The sequence below is a fragment of the Bradyrhizobium sp. 197 genome (genome assembly GCF_023073375.1).
Taxonomy (GTDB): domain Bacteria; phylum Pseudomonadota; class Alphaproteobacteria; order Rhizobiales; family Xanthobacteraceae; genus Bradyrhizobium.
This window is the reverse complement of sequence record NZ_JADPJJ010000092.1, coordinates 434,546-448,766: the sequence shown is the minus strand read 5'-3', so window position 1 is coordinate 448,766 and position 14,221 is coordinate 434,546. Positions and strand designations below refer to the sequence as shown.

The 14,221-nt window shown below is 63.5% G+C and carries 13 protein-coding genes and 1 pseudogene; 9 read left to right on the top strand and 5 right to left on the bottom strand.

Annotated features, from left to right (window positions below):
* Positions 1–9: 9 nt before the first annotated feature.
* A complete protein-coding gene (locus tag IVB27_RS22635) occupies positions 10–816 on the bottom strand; it encodes an ATP-grasp domain-containing protein (RefSeq protein WP_247445409.1) in 807 nt (268 codons plus the stop codon).
* Between the two features lie 385 nt (positions 817–1,201).
* On the opposite strand from IVB27_RS22635, the gene IVB27_RS22630 reads away from it, so the two are divergent.
* The 3 genes from IVB27_RS22630 to IVB27_RS22620 all read left to right on the top strand — a co-directional run bounded on the left by IVB27_RS22630 (position 1,202) and on the right by IVB27_RS22620 (position 4,287).
* Complete coding sequence (locus IVB27_RS22630) at positions 1,202–1,975, top strand: ferredoxin--NADP reductase (RefSeq protein ID WP_247445408.1); 774 nt, start codon at positions 1,202–1,204, stop codon at positions 1,973–1,975.
* Positions 1,976–2,197: 222 nt separating this feature from the next.
* Complete coding sequence (locus IVB27_RS22625; protein WP_247445407.1) at positions 2,198–3,910, top strand: FMN-binding glutamate synthase family protein; 1,713 nt, start codon at positions 2,198–2,200, stop codon at positions 3,908–3,910.
* 107 nt (positions 3,911–4,017) lie between these two features.
* Positions 4,018–4,287 carry a PilZ domain-containing protein gene (locus tag IVB27_RS22620; protein ID WP_247445406.1) on the top strand — a complete coding sequence of 90 codons (270 nt, stop codon included), beginning with the start codon at positions 4,018–4,020 and terminating at the stop codon, positions 4,285–4,287.
* Positions 4,288–4,344: 57 nt separating this feature from the next.
* Here IVB27_RS22620 and IVB27_RS22615 read toward each other — a convergent pair whose 3' ends face one another.
* Positions 4,345–5,640, bottom strand: coding sequence for a hemolysin family protein (locus IVB27_RS22615; RefSeq protein ID WP_247348633.1), 1,296 nt, complete (start codon positions 5,638–5,640; stop codon positions 4,345–4,347).
* Between the two features lie 141 nt (positions 5,641–5,781).
* Between IVB27_RS22615 and IVB27_RS22610 the strand changes: the two are divergent.
* A pseudogene (locus IVB27_RS22610) lies at positions 5,782–6,084 on the top strand (methyl-accepting chemotaxis protein); the annotation flags it as partial.
* Between the two features lie 21 nt (positions 6,085–6,105).
* On the opposite strand, the gene IVB27_RS22605 reads toward IVB27_RS22610, so the two are convergent.
* From IVB27_RS22605 to IVB27_RS22595, 3 genes are all read right to left on the bottom strand, one after another.
* Positions 6,106–8,085, bottom strand: a complete 1,980-nt coding sequence (locus IVB27_RS22605) for a carbohydrate porin (protein WP_247445405.1) — start codon at positions 8,083–8,085, stop codon at positions 6,106–6,108.
* Between the two features lie 398 nt (positions 8,086–8,483).
* A complete protein-coding gene (locus tag IVB27_RS22600; protein WP_247445404.1) occupies positions 8,484–8,747 on the bottom strand; it encodes a hypothetical protein in 264 nt (87 codons plus the stop codon).
* 139 nt (positions 8,748–8,886) lie between these two features.
* Positions 8,887–9,693 carry a creatininase family protein gene (locus IVB27_RS22595; protein ID WP_247445403.1) on the bottom strand — a complete coding sequence of 269 codons (807 nt, stop codon included), beginning with the start codon at positions 9,691–9,693 and terminating at the stop codon, positions 8,887–8,889.
* Positions 9,694–9,826: 133 nt separating this feature from the next.
* Here IVB27_RS22595 and IVB27_RS22590 point away from each other — a divergent pair, with 133 nt between their 5' ends.
* Genes IVB27_RS22590 through IVB27_RS22570 form a run of 5 tightly spaced genes read left to right on the top strand, consistent with a single transcriptional unit; the run spans position 9,827 to position 14,201 of the window.
* A complete protein-coding gene (locus IVB27_RS22590) occupies positions 9,827–10,849 on the top strand; it encodes an ABC transporter substrate-binding protein (RefSeq protein ID WP_247348640.1) in 1,023 nt (340 codons plus the stop codon).
* A gap of 10 nt (positions 10,850–10,859) precedes the next feature.
* Positions 10,860–11,705: an ABC transporter ATP-binding protein gene (locus tag IVB27_RS22585; protein WP_247445402.1), complete on the top strand. Its 846-nt coding sequence runs from the start codon at positions 10,860–10,862 to the stop codon at positions 11,703–11,705.
* Complete coding sequence (locus tag IVB27_RS22580; RefSeq protein ID WP_247445401.1) at positions 11,702–12,520, top strand: ABC transporter permease; 819 nt, start codon at positions 11,702–11,704, stop codon at positions 12,518–12,520. The genes IVB27_RS22585 and IVB27_RS22580 overlap by 4 nt, the downstream gene beginning before the upstream one ends.
* Positions 12,520–13,509 carry a 2-hydroxyacid dehydrogenase gene (locus IVB27_RS22575; protein WP_247445400.1) on the top strand — a complete coding sequence of 330 codons (990 nt, stop codon included), beginning with the start codon at positions 12,520–12,522 and terminating at the stop codon, positions 13,507–13,509. Before IVB27_RS22580 ends, IVB27_RS22575 begins: the two co-directional genes overlap by 1 nt.
* Positions 13,509–14,201: an AprI/Inh family metalloprotease inhibitor gene (locus IVB27_RS22570; RefSeq protein WP_247445399.1), complete on the top strand. Its 693-nt coding sequence runs from the start codon at positions 13,509–13,511 to the stop codon at positions 14,199–14,201. The genes IVB27_RS22575 and IVB27_RS22570 overlap by 1 nt, the downstream gene beginning before the upstream one ends.
* The last annotated feature ends 20 nt before the right edge of the window (positions 14,202–14,221 follow it).

The window sequence follows — 14,221 nt, the reverse complement described above, 5'->3', positions numbered from 1 at the left end:
TAGCGAGGCTCAGCGTTCGTCGCAAAACACCCGATCCAGCGCCGCATCATACGTCGCCTGCACCAACTCCGGATGCAGCTTCGCCAGCGCCTCCATCATCACGCCGGAATTGATCTCGAGCACGATCCACGCGCCATCGACACGGACCACGTCGATCGACGCGAAGCGGATGCCGATCGCGTTGGCTGCGTCGATGGCAAGTTTTCCGCAGGCCGCGCGGACCTCGCCATCCCGCACCAGCACGGGCTTTGCGCCGGCATCGAGATTGTGCCGCCAATCCGAGCCACGCTGCTTGCTGTAGATCACACGGGGCACATCATCCAGCAGCACCACACGGACCTCCTCCTCGATCGCGACATAGGGTGAGATCACGAGCCCGGCGCTCATCGAAAAAATCTCGGCAACCGCGTGGTCGAGCTCCGCCTCCGTCGCTACCCTGAAGACCGATCGTCCCGACGTCCCCTCGTTCGGCTTCACTACGATGCCCTGCGAATTGTCGCGAAGCAGCCCAAGCATTGCCTCCTGCCAGCCGGCGCCAACAACATTCATGCCCAGCTTCGGATTGAGGAAGAGGTGATGCGGAACGCAGGGCACGCCCACAAGCGTCAGCGCCTCGGCGGTCGCCGATTTGTCGTTGGCGATGCGATGCGCAATCGCGCTGTTGAGGCCAACGTCGTAGCCGAAGGCGAAGTGGTGCTGCGCGCCCCGGCGCATCGCGAGCAGCCAGCCACCGGCGCGGACATCGAGCGCGATGCCATGGTTCGCGCAATAGCGCCTGATCGCCTGGACGAAGATCCGCTCGCCGCTCGCCGCCATGTGTCGGTCGCCACTTCCGTCGTTCCTGTCGCCAAAAACCGCAAAAATGCGGGAAACGGCGCCAAACCAGGGTGAAAGTCAGAGCTATTCTTAATGAAATTATCGCGAGCGCGACGGAAATTAAGTGCTGCAATCAGGCCTTGGAAGGAAAAGAAATTGCCCTCCGCGCGTGCCCGGCAGCAGATTCATTAATGATGCGAGCATTTCCGCTGCAAATGCCGGTTTGACCGGCATCAATTGCGTCCGGAACGAGGTTGATTATTGGTCTCAATGGCGTAGATCACACACGACAAATCCTCCGCCATGGCAATGGTGTCCGCTCCGCTTTCAGGGGCCGGGCAACGCTTTTGCCCTAAAACCGCAATTATTCGGAATATCGAAAATCATGAGCGCGTTTTACCGAGAGAAAGTTCTTTCCGTCCAGCATTGGACCGACACCCTGTTCAGCTTTCGCGCCACCCGCGATTCCGGCTTCCGCTTCCAGAACGGCCAGTTCGCGATGATCGGCCTCGAAATTGAGGGCCGCCCGCTGCTGCGCGCCTACAGCATGGCGAGCGCCAATCACGAGGAGGAGCTCGAGTTCTTCTCGATCAAGGTCCAGGACGGCCCGCTGACGTCGCGTCTCCAGAAGATCAGGGAAGGCGACACCATCCTGGTCGGTCGCAAGGCGACCGGCACGCTGATCACCGACAACCTCATCCCCGGCAAGCGGCTGATGCTGCTCTCGACCGGCACGGGCCTGGCGCCCTTCGCCAGCCTGATCAAGGACCCCGAGGTCTACGACCAGTTCGACAGCATCGTGCTGGTGCATGGCTGCCGTCAGGTCTCCGAGCTCGCCTATGGCGAGAAGCTCGTCGCCAGCCTTCGCGAGGACGAACTGTTCGGGGAGTTGCTCGCGGACAAGCTCATTTACTACCCGACCGTGACCCGCGAGCCCTTCAAGAACCGCGGCCGCATCACCGATCTCATCAGCTCCGAGCAGATCTTCAATGACATCGGCCAGGGCCCGCTCGACATCGCGACCGACCGCGTGATGATGTGCGGCAGCCCGGGGATGCTCGAAGAGCTGAAAGTGATGTTCGAGGGCCGCGACTTCGTCGAGGGCTCCGGCAACAAGCCCGGCCATTTCGTGATCGAAAAGGCGTTCGTCGAGCGGTAGGCCCTTTCGGTGTCGTCCTGGCTTTCGTCAGGACGAAGGCTATGGGTAAAGCGCCTTGACCGGTTAATGGTCCGTCCTCCCCAGCACTTCTGCTGCACTGCAAAAGTCCGCCCATCGGGCTGATTGATTTGTCTCCCCCGAATTCGCTAGCCTGAAACAAGGGCCGCGTCATATCCGTATGACGGGCGCGGGCGTATCGTATCGCCTCATGCTGGCGAGAGGATGGGAATCGTGGCCGACGACAACACAACGCAGGAATCGTCCAAGCACTTATCGCCCAAACGTCTGGCGCTGGCGGAAGAGGGGATCATGGAAACCCTGCTGCTGCCATTCTCCCCACGCTTCATCATCCTGACGATCTGCGCGGTGGTCACCGCGTTGCTGATCGGCATCGGCATCGCCGACCGCAAGATCTTCGACATCCTGCTGATCCCGATCCTGATCTTCGGCGCGTTGACGGCGCTTGGCGTCCGCGACCTGATGCAGAAGGGCCATGCGGTTCTGCGTAATTACCCGATCTCGGCGCATATCCGCTTCCTGCTCGAAGAGATTCGTCCGGAGATGCGGCAGTATTTCTTCGAGAGCGAGAAGGACGGCATGCCGTTCTCGCGCGACATCCGTGCGGTGGTCTATCAGCGCGCCAAGATGCAGCTCGACAAGCGTCCGTTCGGCACCCAGGAGGACGTCTACCGCGAGGGCTACGAGTGGATGCATCACTCGGTCTCGCCGAAGACGCATGCCGATGAGAAATTCCGCGTCACCATCGGCGGGCCGGATTGCGCGAAGCCCTATTCCGCTTCGGTGTTCAACATCTCGGCGATGAGTTTTGGCGCGCTCAGCCCGAACGCCGTGCGCGCGCTGAATGCCGGCGCCAGGAAGGGCGCCTTCGCGCATGACACCGGCGAGGGCGGCGTCAGTCCCTATCATCGCGAGATGGGCGGCGACATCATCTGGGAGATCGGCTCGGGTTATTTCGGCTGTCGCCATCTCGACGGCAGCTTCGATCCCGAGGCGTTCGCGCGCGTCGCGACCCAGGACCAGATCAAGATGGTCGAGCTCAAGATCAGCCAGGGCGCCAAGCCCGGCCATGGCGGCGTGCTGCCGGCGGCGAAGGTTTCGGAAGAGATTTCCAAGATCCGCGGCGTCGCGATGGGCGAGGATTGCATCTCGCCGGCTTCGCACCGCGCCTTCTCGACGCCAATAGGCATGATGCAGTTCATCGCCGAGATGCGCCGCCTCTCCGGCGGTAAGCCGACCGGATTCAAGCTCTGCATCGGCCATCCCTGGGAATTTCTGGCGATCTGCAAGGCCATGATCGAGACCGGCATCTATCCTGATTTCATCGTCGTTGACGGCAACGAGGGCGGCACCGGCGCGGCGCCGCTGGAGTTCATGGACCATCTGGGCATGCCGATGCGCGAAGGGATCAATTTCGTCCACAATGCGCTGATCGGCATCAATGCGCGCGACCGCATCAAGCTCGGCGCCTCCGGCAAGATCGCCACTGCGTTCGACATGGCGCGCGCCATGGCGATCGGTGCCGACTGGTGCAATTCGGCGCGCGGATTCATGTTCTCGCTCGGCTGCATCCAGTCGCTGAGCTGCCACACCGACCGTTGCCCGACCGGTGTCGCAACGCAGGATCCGACGCGTGCCCGCGCGCTCTACGTGCCGCTCAAGATCGACCGCGTGCACAACTACCACCATGCGACGCTGCACTCGCTGAGCGAGCTGATTGCCGCGGCCGGCCTTGAACATCCGCAGCAATTGCGCCCGATCCACTTCAGCCAGCGGACGTCGACGACCCAGGTGAAATCCTTCGCCCAGCTCTACCCGTCGCTGCGTCCGGGTGAGTTGCTCGAAGGCACCGAAGACCCGCGCTTCCGCGACGCCTGGCAGATGGCGCGGACGGAGACGTTCCAGCCGGCGCAGTAGGCGCCGGTCCACCGCATGATACCGCCCCACGTCTGACCGCGCGTAAATTTCCCGGGAGCGAGGTTGCAGCTTAACGTCCGTGTCAGCTTCGGGTGTAAACTGGCTCCATGGACGAACGACGCGACAAGGCAAGGCAAGGCAAGGCAAGGCAAGGCAAGGCAAGGCATCGCGTGCTGAAGGCCGGGACGATCGAGTTCGGCGGCGGCGCGATCGACTGCACCGTCCGCAACCTGTCCGGTACCGGCGCCGCGCTCGACGTCTCCAGCCCCGTCGGCATCCCCGACCATTTCACCCTGTTGGTCCAGGTCGACGGTACGCATCTCGCCTGCACCGTGGTCTGGCGCAAGGAAAAGCGGATCGGCGTGAGGTTCGGCTGAGGGGTTCTCTCCGCGAGCGCTTCTCTTGTAATCGAGTTTCGCGAGACAGGCAGCATCTTATCCTGTCTCGACTTCGCCGATCCGGCTCGCCAGGATTTTGTCGATCCTCCGCCCGTCGAGATCGATCACCTCGATGTGCCAGCCGCCGAGATCGAAGGCGTCGCCGACATCAGGCAGCAGGTTGAACTGCTGCAGCACGAAGCCGGCGACCGTGTTGTAGCGGTGCGGCGGCAGTTCGATGCCGAGCAGCTCGCCGAACTCGTCGACCGGCATCCAGCCTGAGATCAGCAGTGAATCGTCCGCGCGCTTGACGTAGGCCGGTTCCGGCGGGCCTTCCTCGGAATGGAAGGCGCCGACGATCGATTCCAGAATGTCAGCCGTCGTCACGATGCCTTCGAAGGCGCCGTATTCGTCGTAGACGAGGCCAACATGCACCGGCGCAGCCTTCAGGATCGCGAGCACGTCGCGGGCATCCGCCGACGCGGGAATGCCCGGCGCCTCGCGAACCAGCGCGCGCAAATCCGGCGTGCGCTCGTTCATGTAGGCGACCAGCAGGTCCTTGGCCTGGAGCACGCCAATCGGCTTGTCGCGGTCACCGTCGGACACGGGGAAGCGCGAATGCGGACTCTTCGCGATGGTCGCTTGAATGTTCTCCGGTGCATCGCGCAGGTCGATCTCGTTGACCTCTGTGCGCGGCGTCATGATTGCGCCGACCGGCCGGTCGCCAAGCCGCATCACGCCTGCGATCATTTCCTTTTCGCCCGATTCCAGCACGCCCGCGCTTTCGGCCTCGCTGACCAGATGATGGATCTCGTCCTCCGAGACCTTCTCCTCGGCCTTGCCGCCGCGGCCGAGTAGCGAGAGGATCAGCTTGCCGGAGAGATCGAGCAGGAAAACCAGCGGCAGCGAGACCCGCGCCAGAACGTGCATCGCGGGGGCGACCTTGACCGCGATGCTCTCGGGGTCGCGCAGCGCCACCTGCTTCGGCACCAGCTCGCCGACGATCAGGGTGGCGTAGGTGATGAGCGTGACCACGATGCCGACGCCGACGATGTCGGCAATCCCTGCGGACAAGCCGAGTTCGAGCAGCCATTGCGTCAGCCGCTGCCCGAGCGTCGCGCCCGAGAACGCGCCGGAGAGCACGCCGACCAGCGTGATGCCGATCTGCACCGTCGAGAGGAATTTGCCGGGATCGGCCGCGAGCGTCAGCGCCCGCTCGGCGCCGCGTACGCCCTTGGCGGCAAGTATGGACAGCCGTGCCGGGCGCGAGGAGACCACCGCCAGCTCGGACATGGAGAGCAAACCGTTGATGACGATCAGGACGACGACGATGGCGAGTTCGACGGAGAGCATTGACGTTCCGAGGTAATGGAGTGTGGCCAGACGGCGGCGCAAGCATTGATATAGGTATTCGGGGAAGAAATGCCGACGATTCTGTCGCATCCGGGCCGAGGGAACCTCTCGCGTCACTGAACGCTAGCGACGCTGGCACCCCGCGCAACTACGACCAACGACCATGTCGGCGAGCTCGCCAAGGCTGCCGGCCGGATCGGCGACGTGGTCGAGCTCATCAGCCAGATCGCGGGCCAGACCAATCTACTGGCACTCAACGCGACCATCGAGGCGGCACGCGGCACCCAGCAGGTCTCCGCCAGCATCGTCGACGTGCAGCGCGGCGCGAGCCAGACCGGATCGGCCTCCTCCAACGTGCTTGCGTCAGCGAGGTCGCTGTCCGGCGAGAGCAGCCGCCTCAAGGTCGAGGTCGGAAAATTTCTCGACGCAATCTGCGCTGCATAGGAAACGCGTCGCGGGCAGCGCTCAGAACTCGCCGTGCAGCCGGCCCGAGAACACCGACACCGGCCCGCGATCGGCGTTGTAGGCGGGATTGACGATCAGCTGGTAGTCGGCGGTGAAGGTGAGATTCTTGTTCAGCGCGTAGGCGTAGTAGGTTTCGAGGATTCGTTCCTTGCGGTAGTTGAGCGCGCCGTCGCCGATGAGAACACCGAGGCCGCCGGCGGCCAGGAAGTCGCGATAATCCTGCGAGATGGCATTGACGGCGCCGCCGACGCCGATCACGTCATCGGGCCGGCCCCATTTCGTGCCCTTGATCGAAAGACCGCCGGACAGGCTGCGGTTGATATCGGTGAAGGCGAGCGTTTCGCTTTTGCCGTCATTCCAGCTCCAGCGGCCGAACAGCCCGACATCGTCCGTGATCGCCTGTTCGAGATTGACGACGTAGCCGACCTTGATGCGGCCGCGCCGGGTCTGGGCGATGTCGAGATTGAGCGCGGGGTTGTCCAGCGTTTCGCGGAAGCTGCCCATATTGGCGCTGTCGAGCCAGCCCATGGTCCTGAGCTTGCCGGGTTGGCCGAACAGCGAGAAGCGCGTCTCGATCTCGACCACGTACTGGCCGCGCTCCCCGACCTTGGTATCGAAATGATTTGAATTGGACTCCGCCACCATCAGGAAATAACCGCCGCGCAGCGCCCATTGCTTCTGGTTGAACTCGGCGGTGACGCCGTAGGTGAGGCCGACCTTGTCGGCGGAATAGTCGAAGGCGCCCGGCGCCCACAGCGACCAGTTCATGAAGTCCTTGCGGGTGTCCTTGGCGTAGGCATTGCCGTCGAACACGTCGATCACAGCGAACTTGCCGGCCTGCACCGTGAGCCTGGAAACGTCGACCTTCTGCCCAAGCTGCAGCTGGCCGCTCGCGAGCTCTTCCTGCTCGCCGCCAAAGCCAAACGTCTGCCGCACGAACAGGCGCGAGGTGTTGTAATGCGGATAGGGAAAGTTCGACTTTTGCGCTTCGCCATTCGGGAAGCCCGCGGCGCCAACGGTGTCGTTCAATCCAAATCCCTGCAGCAGCTCGGGATTGTAATAGACCTCGCCACCGTCCCACAGCCGCGCGTTCAGGAACAGGCTGTTGCTCCACGTCGCCTTGGCCTGCGCCGACGGCGAGAGCGAGTTCGGCCCGGTGTAGAGAGCAGGGAACGACGGATAGCCTTGCGGCAGATAAGTGCTCTGGCCGTGAATCTCCCAGCGATCCGATTCAGTGTCGATCAGCGAACTGATCGCCGAACTCTTGGGGTTGTAGCTCGGCATGCCCGGCCAATCGACCTTGCGATTGAGGCCGAGCCGGATCGACTGGAAATCGAGCGACGAGGAGGTGTACTGGGCGCCCGTGGAGAAGGCGACATTGGCGCTGTCGAAGCGGCTGTAGAGATATTCGACCCGCGCGCTCCAATGCGGCGCGAAGCCGTATTCGATGCCGGCACCGGCGATCCAGCCGGGCCGCGTGTTCAGGATTTTCGGGATGTCACCTGCGGCCGGCGTGTCGAAATAGCGCTCGCCCATCCATGCAAAGCCGCCGGTGGCATAGACCAGCCACGGACCACTGGTGTAGCCGAGGCGGCCGCGCAGGCTCGCGGTGTAGTCCCAATGCTGCGTGACGGTGTTGGCGGGTGTCGCCAGGAAGGAGACGATCGAGTTGGACGTGATGTAATTGGGAAACGAAAAATCGCCTTCGGCGCCCACCAGCCAGCCGGAGTTGAGCCGGTAATTGTAGCCGGCCTGCACGCCGCCGATCATGCCGCTGAAGACGCCGCTGTCGTTGATCCCTGTGCCGTCGTTCAGCGCAAAGCGCGACGAGCCCAGGCTATAGCCGGCGTGTGCACCGATATACAGGCCCGTCCAGTCGTAGACCGCCTTCAGCGCCGGCACCTTCAGCGGCAGGTCGGCCGCGTTGCCGGTGGCGGGAAAAGCCAATACGCCCGAGGCAATCGCCGCGGCCGTCCGCAAGTACAGCTGTCGGTGACCCCTCAACGTCAAAACGCACGCCCCCAAACGCGAATGTGTCCCACCCGCCGCGATATCCCTGCCGATTCGCGGCGACCCTGTCATCAGGTCTTGGGTGCTCCCGCGATCGGGCGAGATGATCTCGATCCGGCGCAGTTTCTTCCCAAGCCCCTGAGCTCGTTGCGAACCTTATTGCAATTAATTCGCAATAGCAACTGATGCGGATTGCCGCGGAGGATAGTTCGCACCTCGGTGTGACGGGACTGCAACAAATGCCCGAGGCCCGAAAACGGATGACCCCGCCCGGGGGACATCCGGGCGGGGTCGGGGCACGACACGGGGTGGATGAGGCGCCCGTGTCGGACGCAGGATCCACGTGAGATCGGCCTCAGGTACTCAAATCAGTAGCAGCTACGAACGCGGCCAATGTACTGGCCGAAGGCGTTGTACTGGGCGACCCAGCCGCAGCGGTGATAGCCGTAGTAATAGGGATCGTTGCTGGCGGCGATCGCGGTGCCGACGACGGCGGCGGTAGCGATGCCCAGGCCGACACCGACGCCCCAGCCGAGCGGCTTGGCTTGCGCCTGCGAGGTGGTGGCCACGACGCTGCCGGTCAGGGTGAGCGCGGCGAGGGCAACTGCGAAAATCTTGGTCTTGATCGACATTTGAAACTCCATCCGGGTTGAGGCGGTCCGTTGTGGCCCGCGTGCCCAGTTGGACGGAGGCTGCTCGAATCCGGTTCGAAGGCCGCGAATCCAGTCGCGCAGTCCGAATCCTTCCTGAATGATTACAATGAGATACGAGCTAGCCGAGGGGGCCTTTGGCGAGCCTGTTCACGTCGAAGTTATCGACCTCGGCAAGCAGTTCGCAAAAGGCGCGGCCACCCTGGTCGATCAGCTGCTCGCCCTTCGCGGCCACGGCCAGCGTCGCATTACCGATGGCGCCGCTCGGGTGGAGATCCTGCGCCTGCCAGGCGAAGGGCGCGGGCCGCTGCGTCGACAGCCAGCGATATTGCTTCTCCAACGCGATGCTGCTCGCGGGGAAATCCGCGATTGCATCGGCGCGCACCTGATCGGGATAGCGCGCGAGCATGATCGAGGTCTCCACCGCGCCGCCATGAATGCCGTGGCGCACTTCGTCGGCCGGGAACAGCTTGTCCGCGCCTGACAGCCGCGACCACGACGTCGTCACCACCAGCAGCTTGTGATGCGCGCGAAGATCCTGAGCAATCAGCATCATCGCGGCGCTGTTGCCGCCGTGGCTGGTGATGATGACGAGCTTCTTCAATCCGCGCCGCGCGACGTCCTCGCCGATTCCTGTCCATCTCTTCAGCGCGATTTCGGTCGGCAGCGTCTGCGTGCCCGGATAGTCGATATGCTCGGTGGAAATCCCGACCGGCTCAACAGGCAGGAAAATCGCCGGAACGTTCGCGGGCAACAGCTCGCGCACGCGGGCGAGATAGGCGTCCGCAATCAGCACGTCGGTTGTGAGCGGCAGGTGCGGGCCGTGTTGCTCGGTCGCCGCCAGCGGCAGCACTGCGATCCAGCGCGACACGTCCGTGAGGCCAGCTTCGGACCAGCGGATATCGGTCCAGTCGCGGGAGGGCGTCATCAAGGTTTCTTTGGAGGTTTCTTTGCCCAAATTTGTCACGTAGTTTGGGGTTATGGAGGGGACGCGGACTCGGCCGGCTTGCGTCCCCGATTGCCTTGTTATCATGGGCCGGAACGATCGACGGAGTCCAATCATGCGTCTCATCCATCTCTGGCGAGCGTTAACGGGGGCCTTGGTGGCCGCATCTCTCGCGGCCCTGCCCGTGCGTGCCGAAACGCTCGACAAGGTCACCTTCGGCACCAATTGGGTTGCCGAGGCCGAGCATGGCGGCTTTTTCCAGGCCGTCGCCGACGGCACCTACGAGAAATACGGCCTCGACGTCACCATCGTCCCCGGCGGGCCCAACGAGAACAACCGGATGCTGCTGATCGCCGGCAAGATCGATTTCTTCATGGCCGCGAACACGCTGATGTCGTTCGACGCGGTCGCCAACAACGTCCCGGTCGTCACCATCGCCGCGGTGTTCCAGAAGGATCCGCAGGTGATGCTGACGCAGCCCGACGCCAAGGTCGCCAAGATCGAGGACCTCAAGCCGCTGACGCTGTTCGTCTCCAAGGAGGGCATGACCAGCTATTTCCAGTGGCTGAAGTCCGAATACGGTTTCAGCGAGAAGAACGTTCGCCCCTATAATTTCAATCCGCAGCCCTTCATCGCCAATCCCAAGAGCGCGATGCAGGGTTACGTCACCTCCGAGCCCTTCGCGGTCGAGAAGGCGGCCGGCTTCAAGCCCAACGTGCTGCTGCTCGCCGATTACGGCTTCAACACCTATTCGACCCTGATCGAGACCCGCCGCGACGTGGTCGAGAAGAAGCCCGACCTGGTGCAGCGCTTCGTCGACGCCTCCATGGTCGGCTGGTACAATTACATCTACCGCGACAATTCCGCGGGCAACGCCATGATCAAGAAGCTCAATCCGGAGATGACCGACGAACTGCTCGCCTATTCCGTCGCCAAGATGAAGGAATACGGCATCGTCGATTCCGGCGAGTCGCTGAAGAACGGCATCGGCGCGATGAGCGACGATCGCTACACCTCCTTCTTCAACAAGATGGTGAAGGCGGGTGTCGTGAAGCCGGACCTCGACTTCCGCAAATCCTATACGCTGCGCTTCGTCAACAAGGGCGTCGGCGTCGAGCTGCGCCCCAGCAAGCCGTAGCGCAAGGTCGATGTCATCAGTCAAAACTACGGCGGGGGTCGAGACCGGCCTGACGGCCCTCGCCGTCAGCCTGCGCGGCGTGACGAAGGCCTATGACAACGGCGTGATGGCGCTCGGCCCGCTCGACCTTGCGGTGCGCAAGGGCGAGTTCATCTCGCTGCTGGGACCGTCCGGTTGCGGCAAATCCACCGCGCTGCGGCTGATCGCGGAGCTCAGCGCGCCGTCGTCCGGGGTCGTGCGGTTGGCGCGTCAGGAGGGCAAGGCGCAGCCGGGCCATGTTCAGCCAGGTCATTTTCAGCCAGGTCACGGCATCGGCTTCGTGTTTCAGGAGCCGACCCTGATGCCCTGGACCAGCGTGCGCGAGAACGTGCGGCTGCCGCTGAGGCTCGCAGGCGTGCCGAAGGCGGACGCGCGCGCGCGCGCCGACGAGGCGCTGGCAAGCGTCGGGCTTGTTGATTTCGCCGAGGCCTTTCCGCGCGAACTCTCCGGCGGCATGAAGATGCGGGTGTCGCTGGCGCGTGCGCTCGTTACCGACCCTGATATCCTCCTGATGGATGAACCGTTCGCGGCGCTCGACGAAATCACGCGATTCCGCCTCAACAACGATTTGCTTGCGCTGTGGCGCAGGCTTGGCAAGACCGTCATCTTCGTGACCCATTCAGTGTTCGAATCCGTCTATCTGTCGCAGCGCGTGGTGGTCATGTCGGCGCGGCCGGGCCGCATCCAGGCCGACATCCGCATCGAGACGGTCGAGCCGCGCGGCGAGGGGTTTCGCACCTCGGCTGCCTATTCCGATTATTGCCGGACCGTGTCGGCCGCGCTGGCGCCATCCTATTCAGGGCAGTCGACGCTATGAATGCGCAAGCGACCGTCGCGGCAAATCCGTCCGGCGCAAAACGCGCGTTGCGTTTCGTGCTGCCCGTCATCGTATTCGCGGCGGGACTCCTCGCCTGGGAACTCGTGGTCCGCATCAAGGACATCCCGCCTTACGTGCTGCCGGCGCCCTCGGTCATTTTTTTGACGCTGATCAAGGACTGGGCGGTGCTGTCACAATCGCTGGCCGCGACGTTGCTGACCACGCTTGAAGGTTTTGTGGCGGCCAGCATCGGCGGCATCGCGATGGCGCTGCTGTTCAACCAGTCGAAATGGGTGGAAGCCTCGTTATTTCCCTATGCCGTGGTGCTTCAGGTCACACCTGTCATCGCGATTGCGCCACTGCTGTTGATCTATCTGGAGCAGCAGACCGCGGTCGTGGTCTGCGCCTTCATCGTCGCCTTTTTCCCGGTGCTGTCGAACACCACGCTCGGGCTCAATTCGGTCGATCGCAACCTCGCAGGCCTGTTCCAGCTCTATGGCGCCTCGCCACAGCAGACCCTGCGCTTTCTCAAGCTGCCGGCGGCGCTGCCCTATATTCTCGGCGGCCTGCGCATTGCCGGCGGCCTGTCGCTGATCGGCGCGGTCGTGGCCGAGATCGCGGCGGGAACGGCCGGCGCCGGCTCCGGGCTCGCCTACAGGATCGCCGAATCCGGCTACCGGTTGAACATACCCCGCATGTTCGCAGCGCTGCTGTTGCTGTCGCTGGCCGGGATTGTCATCTATGGGGTGCTGGCGCTAGTTTCGCACCTCGTTTTACGGCGCTGGCATGAGAGCGCGCTTGGAAAGGACAACTGATGACCACCGGTTCGATTTCGTCCGAAAAGATCGACCTTCTGATTTATGGGCCGGTCCGGCCGATCCTCGAGAACGGGTTTTCCGATCATTTCGTCGTGCACAAGGCGGAGACGCGGGGCGATCTCGAGCGGCTGACGCCGGCGATCCGCGAAAAGATCCGCGGCGTGGCGGTGACCTATCACACCGTGCGCGCCGACAAGGATTCGCTGTCGCAATTGCCCAAGATCGAGATGGTGGCGAGCTTCGGCGTCGGCTACGACCACATCGACTCCAAATACGCCGCCGAGCACAACATCATCGTCACCAACACGCCCGACGTGCTGACCGAGGAGGTCGCCGACGTCGCCATGGGCCTTCTGATCTCCACCGTGCGTGAGTTCATCAAGGCCGACCGTTATGTGCGCTCCGGCCTCTGGCAGACCCAGAACTATCCGCTCAGCGTCGGCTCGCTGCGCGACCGCAAGGTCGGCATCGTCGGCATGGGCCGGATCGGACAGGCGATCGCGCGCCGGCTCGATGCCTCGCTGGTGCCGGTGGTCTATCACACCCGCAATCCGTCCAAGGAGGTCTCCTACAAACACTACCCTGACCTGATCGAGATGGCGAAGGCGGTGGACACGCTGATGGTGATCGTCCCCGGCGGCGCCAGCACCAACAAGATGATCAACGCCGAGGTATTGAAGGCGCTCGGACCGCGCGGTGTGCTGGTCAACGTCGCGCGCGGCTCCGTGATCGACGAACCGGCGCTGGTCCAGGCGCTCAAGTCCGGCACCATTCTGGCGGCCGGTCTCGACGTGTTCGCGGCCGAGCCCACCGTGCCGGACGAGCTCAAGACCATGCAGAACGTCGTGCTGTTGCCGCATATCGGCTCGGCCTCTGTGGTGACGCGCAACGCGATGGACCAGCTCGTGGTCGACAACCTCAAATCCTGGTTCGCCGGCAAGGCGCCGTTGACGCCGGTTGCGGAAACGCCGTTCAAGGGGCGCTGATGAACGCGCTCCGCCTCAATACGTGGGTCGTGGCGGCGCTTGTCGCCGCCTCGACCTTCGCGCAGGCGCAGGATACGACGACCCTGAAGAAGGAAATGGTCGGGCAGTGGGAGCTCTCGACCACCGAGCGCAGCAAGACCTGCGTGGTCACGATGAAGGGCGACGCAGCCGGGCAGGGTTTCAAGCTCGAGCTGGAGCCGGCCTGCAAGGCCGCGCTGCCCTTCACCAAGGGCATCGTCGCCTGGAGCGTCAGGGGCCTCGACATCGTCCGTATGCAGGATGCGAGCGGTGAAGCCGTGATCGACTTCACCGAGGTCGAGGCCGGTATCTTCGAGGGCCTGCGGCAAGGCGAGGGCGTTTACATCCTGCAAGACCTCGCCGCCGCCCGCTCGATGGCGAAGTCGATGGACCAGATGATCGGCGACTGGTCGATGGTGCGGAGCAACGGCCAGCCGGTCTGCGCGCTGACGCTGACCAACACGGAAGCCGGGCCCGACAATTTCCAGGTCTTCCTCAAGCCGAAATGCGACGCGGCCATCGCGCAGTTCAACCCCACGCAATGGCGGCTCGAGCGCGGTCAGATCATTTTGATGTCGAAGGCCGGCGACGCCTGGCAGTTCGAGGCCGACGACAACGCGCAATGGCGGCGCGTTCCCGATACCGCCGATCCCCTGATCATGCTGCGTCAGTAGGCGCCGCGAAATGCGACCTC

Excerpts from the sequence above, each read along its gene's own strand:
- IVB27_RS22600 (WP_247445404.1), bottom strand. The coding sequence starts at position 8,747 with ATGTCGATCAAGACCAAGATTTTCGCAGTTGCCCTCGCCGCGCTCACC.
- IVB27_RS22620 (WP_247445406.1), top strand. The coding sequence starts at position 4,018 with ATGGACGAACGACGCGACAAGGCAAGGCAAGGCAAGGCAAGGCAAGGC.
- IVB27_RS22585 (WP_247445402.1), top strand. The coding sequence starts at position 10,860 with ATGTCATCAGTCAAAACTACGGCGGGGGTCGAGACCGGCCTGACGGCC.
- IVB27_RS22595 (WP_247445403.1), bottom strand. The coding sequence starts at position 9,693 with ATGACGCCCTCCCGCGACTGGACCGATATCCGCTGGTCCGAAGCTGGC.
- IVB27_RS22615 (WP_247348633.1), bottom strand. The coding sequence starts at position 5,640 with ATGCTCTCCGTCGAACTCGCCATCGTCGTCGTCCTGATCGTCATCAAC.
- IVB27_RS22570 (WP_247445399.1), top strand. The coding sequence starts at position 13,509 with ATGAACGCGCTCCGCCTCAATACGTGGGTCGTGGCGGCGCTTGTCGCC.
- IVB27_RS22590 (WP_247348640.1), top strand. The coding sequence starts at position 9,827 with ATGCGTCTCATCCATCTCTGGCGAGCGTTAACGGGGGCCTTGGTGGCC.
- IVB27_RS22635 (WP_247445409.1), bottom strand. The coding sequence starts at position 816 with ATGGCGGCGAGCGGCGAGCGGATCTTCGTCCAGGCGATCAGGCGCTAT.
- IVB27_RS22630 (WP_247445408.1), top strand. The coding sequence starts at position 1,202 with ATGAGCGCGTTTTACCGAGAGAAAGTTCTTTCCGTCCAGCATTGGACC.
- IVB27_RS22575 (WP_247445400.1), top strand. The coding sequence starts at position 12,520 with ATGACCACCGGTTCGATTTCGTCCGAAAAGATCGACCTTCTGATTTAT.
- IVB27_RS22580 (WP_247445401.1), top strand. The coding sequence starts at position 11,702 with ATGAATGCGCAAGCGACCGTCGCGGCAAATCCGTCCGGCGCAAAACGC.
- IVB27_RS22625 (WP_247445407.1), top strand. The coding sequence starts at position 2,198 with ATGGGAATCGTGGCCGACGACAACACAACGCAGGAATCGTCCAAGCAC.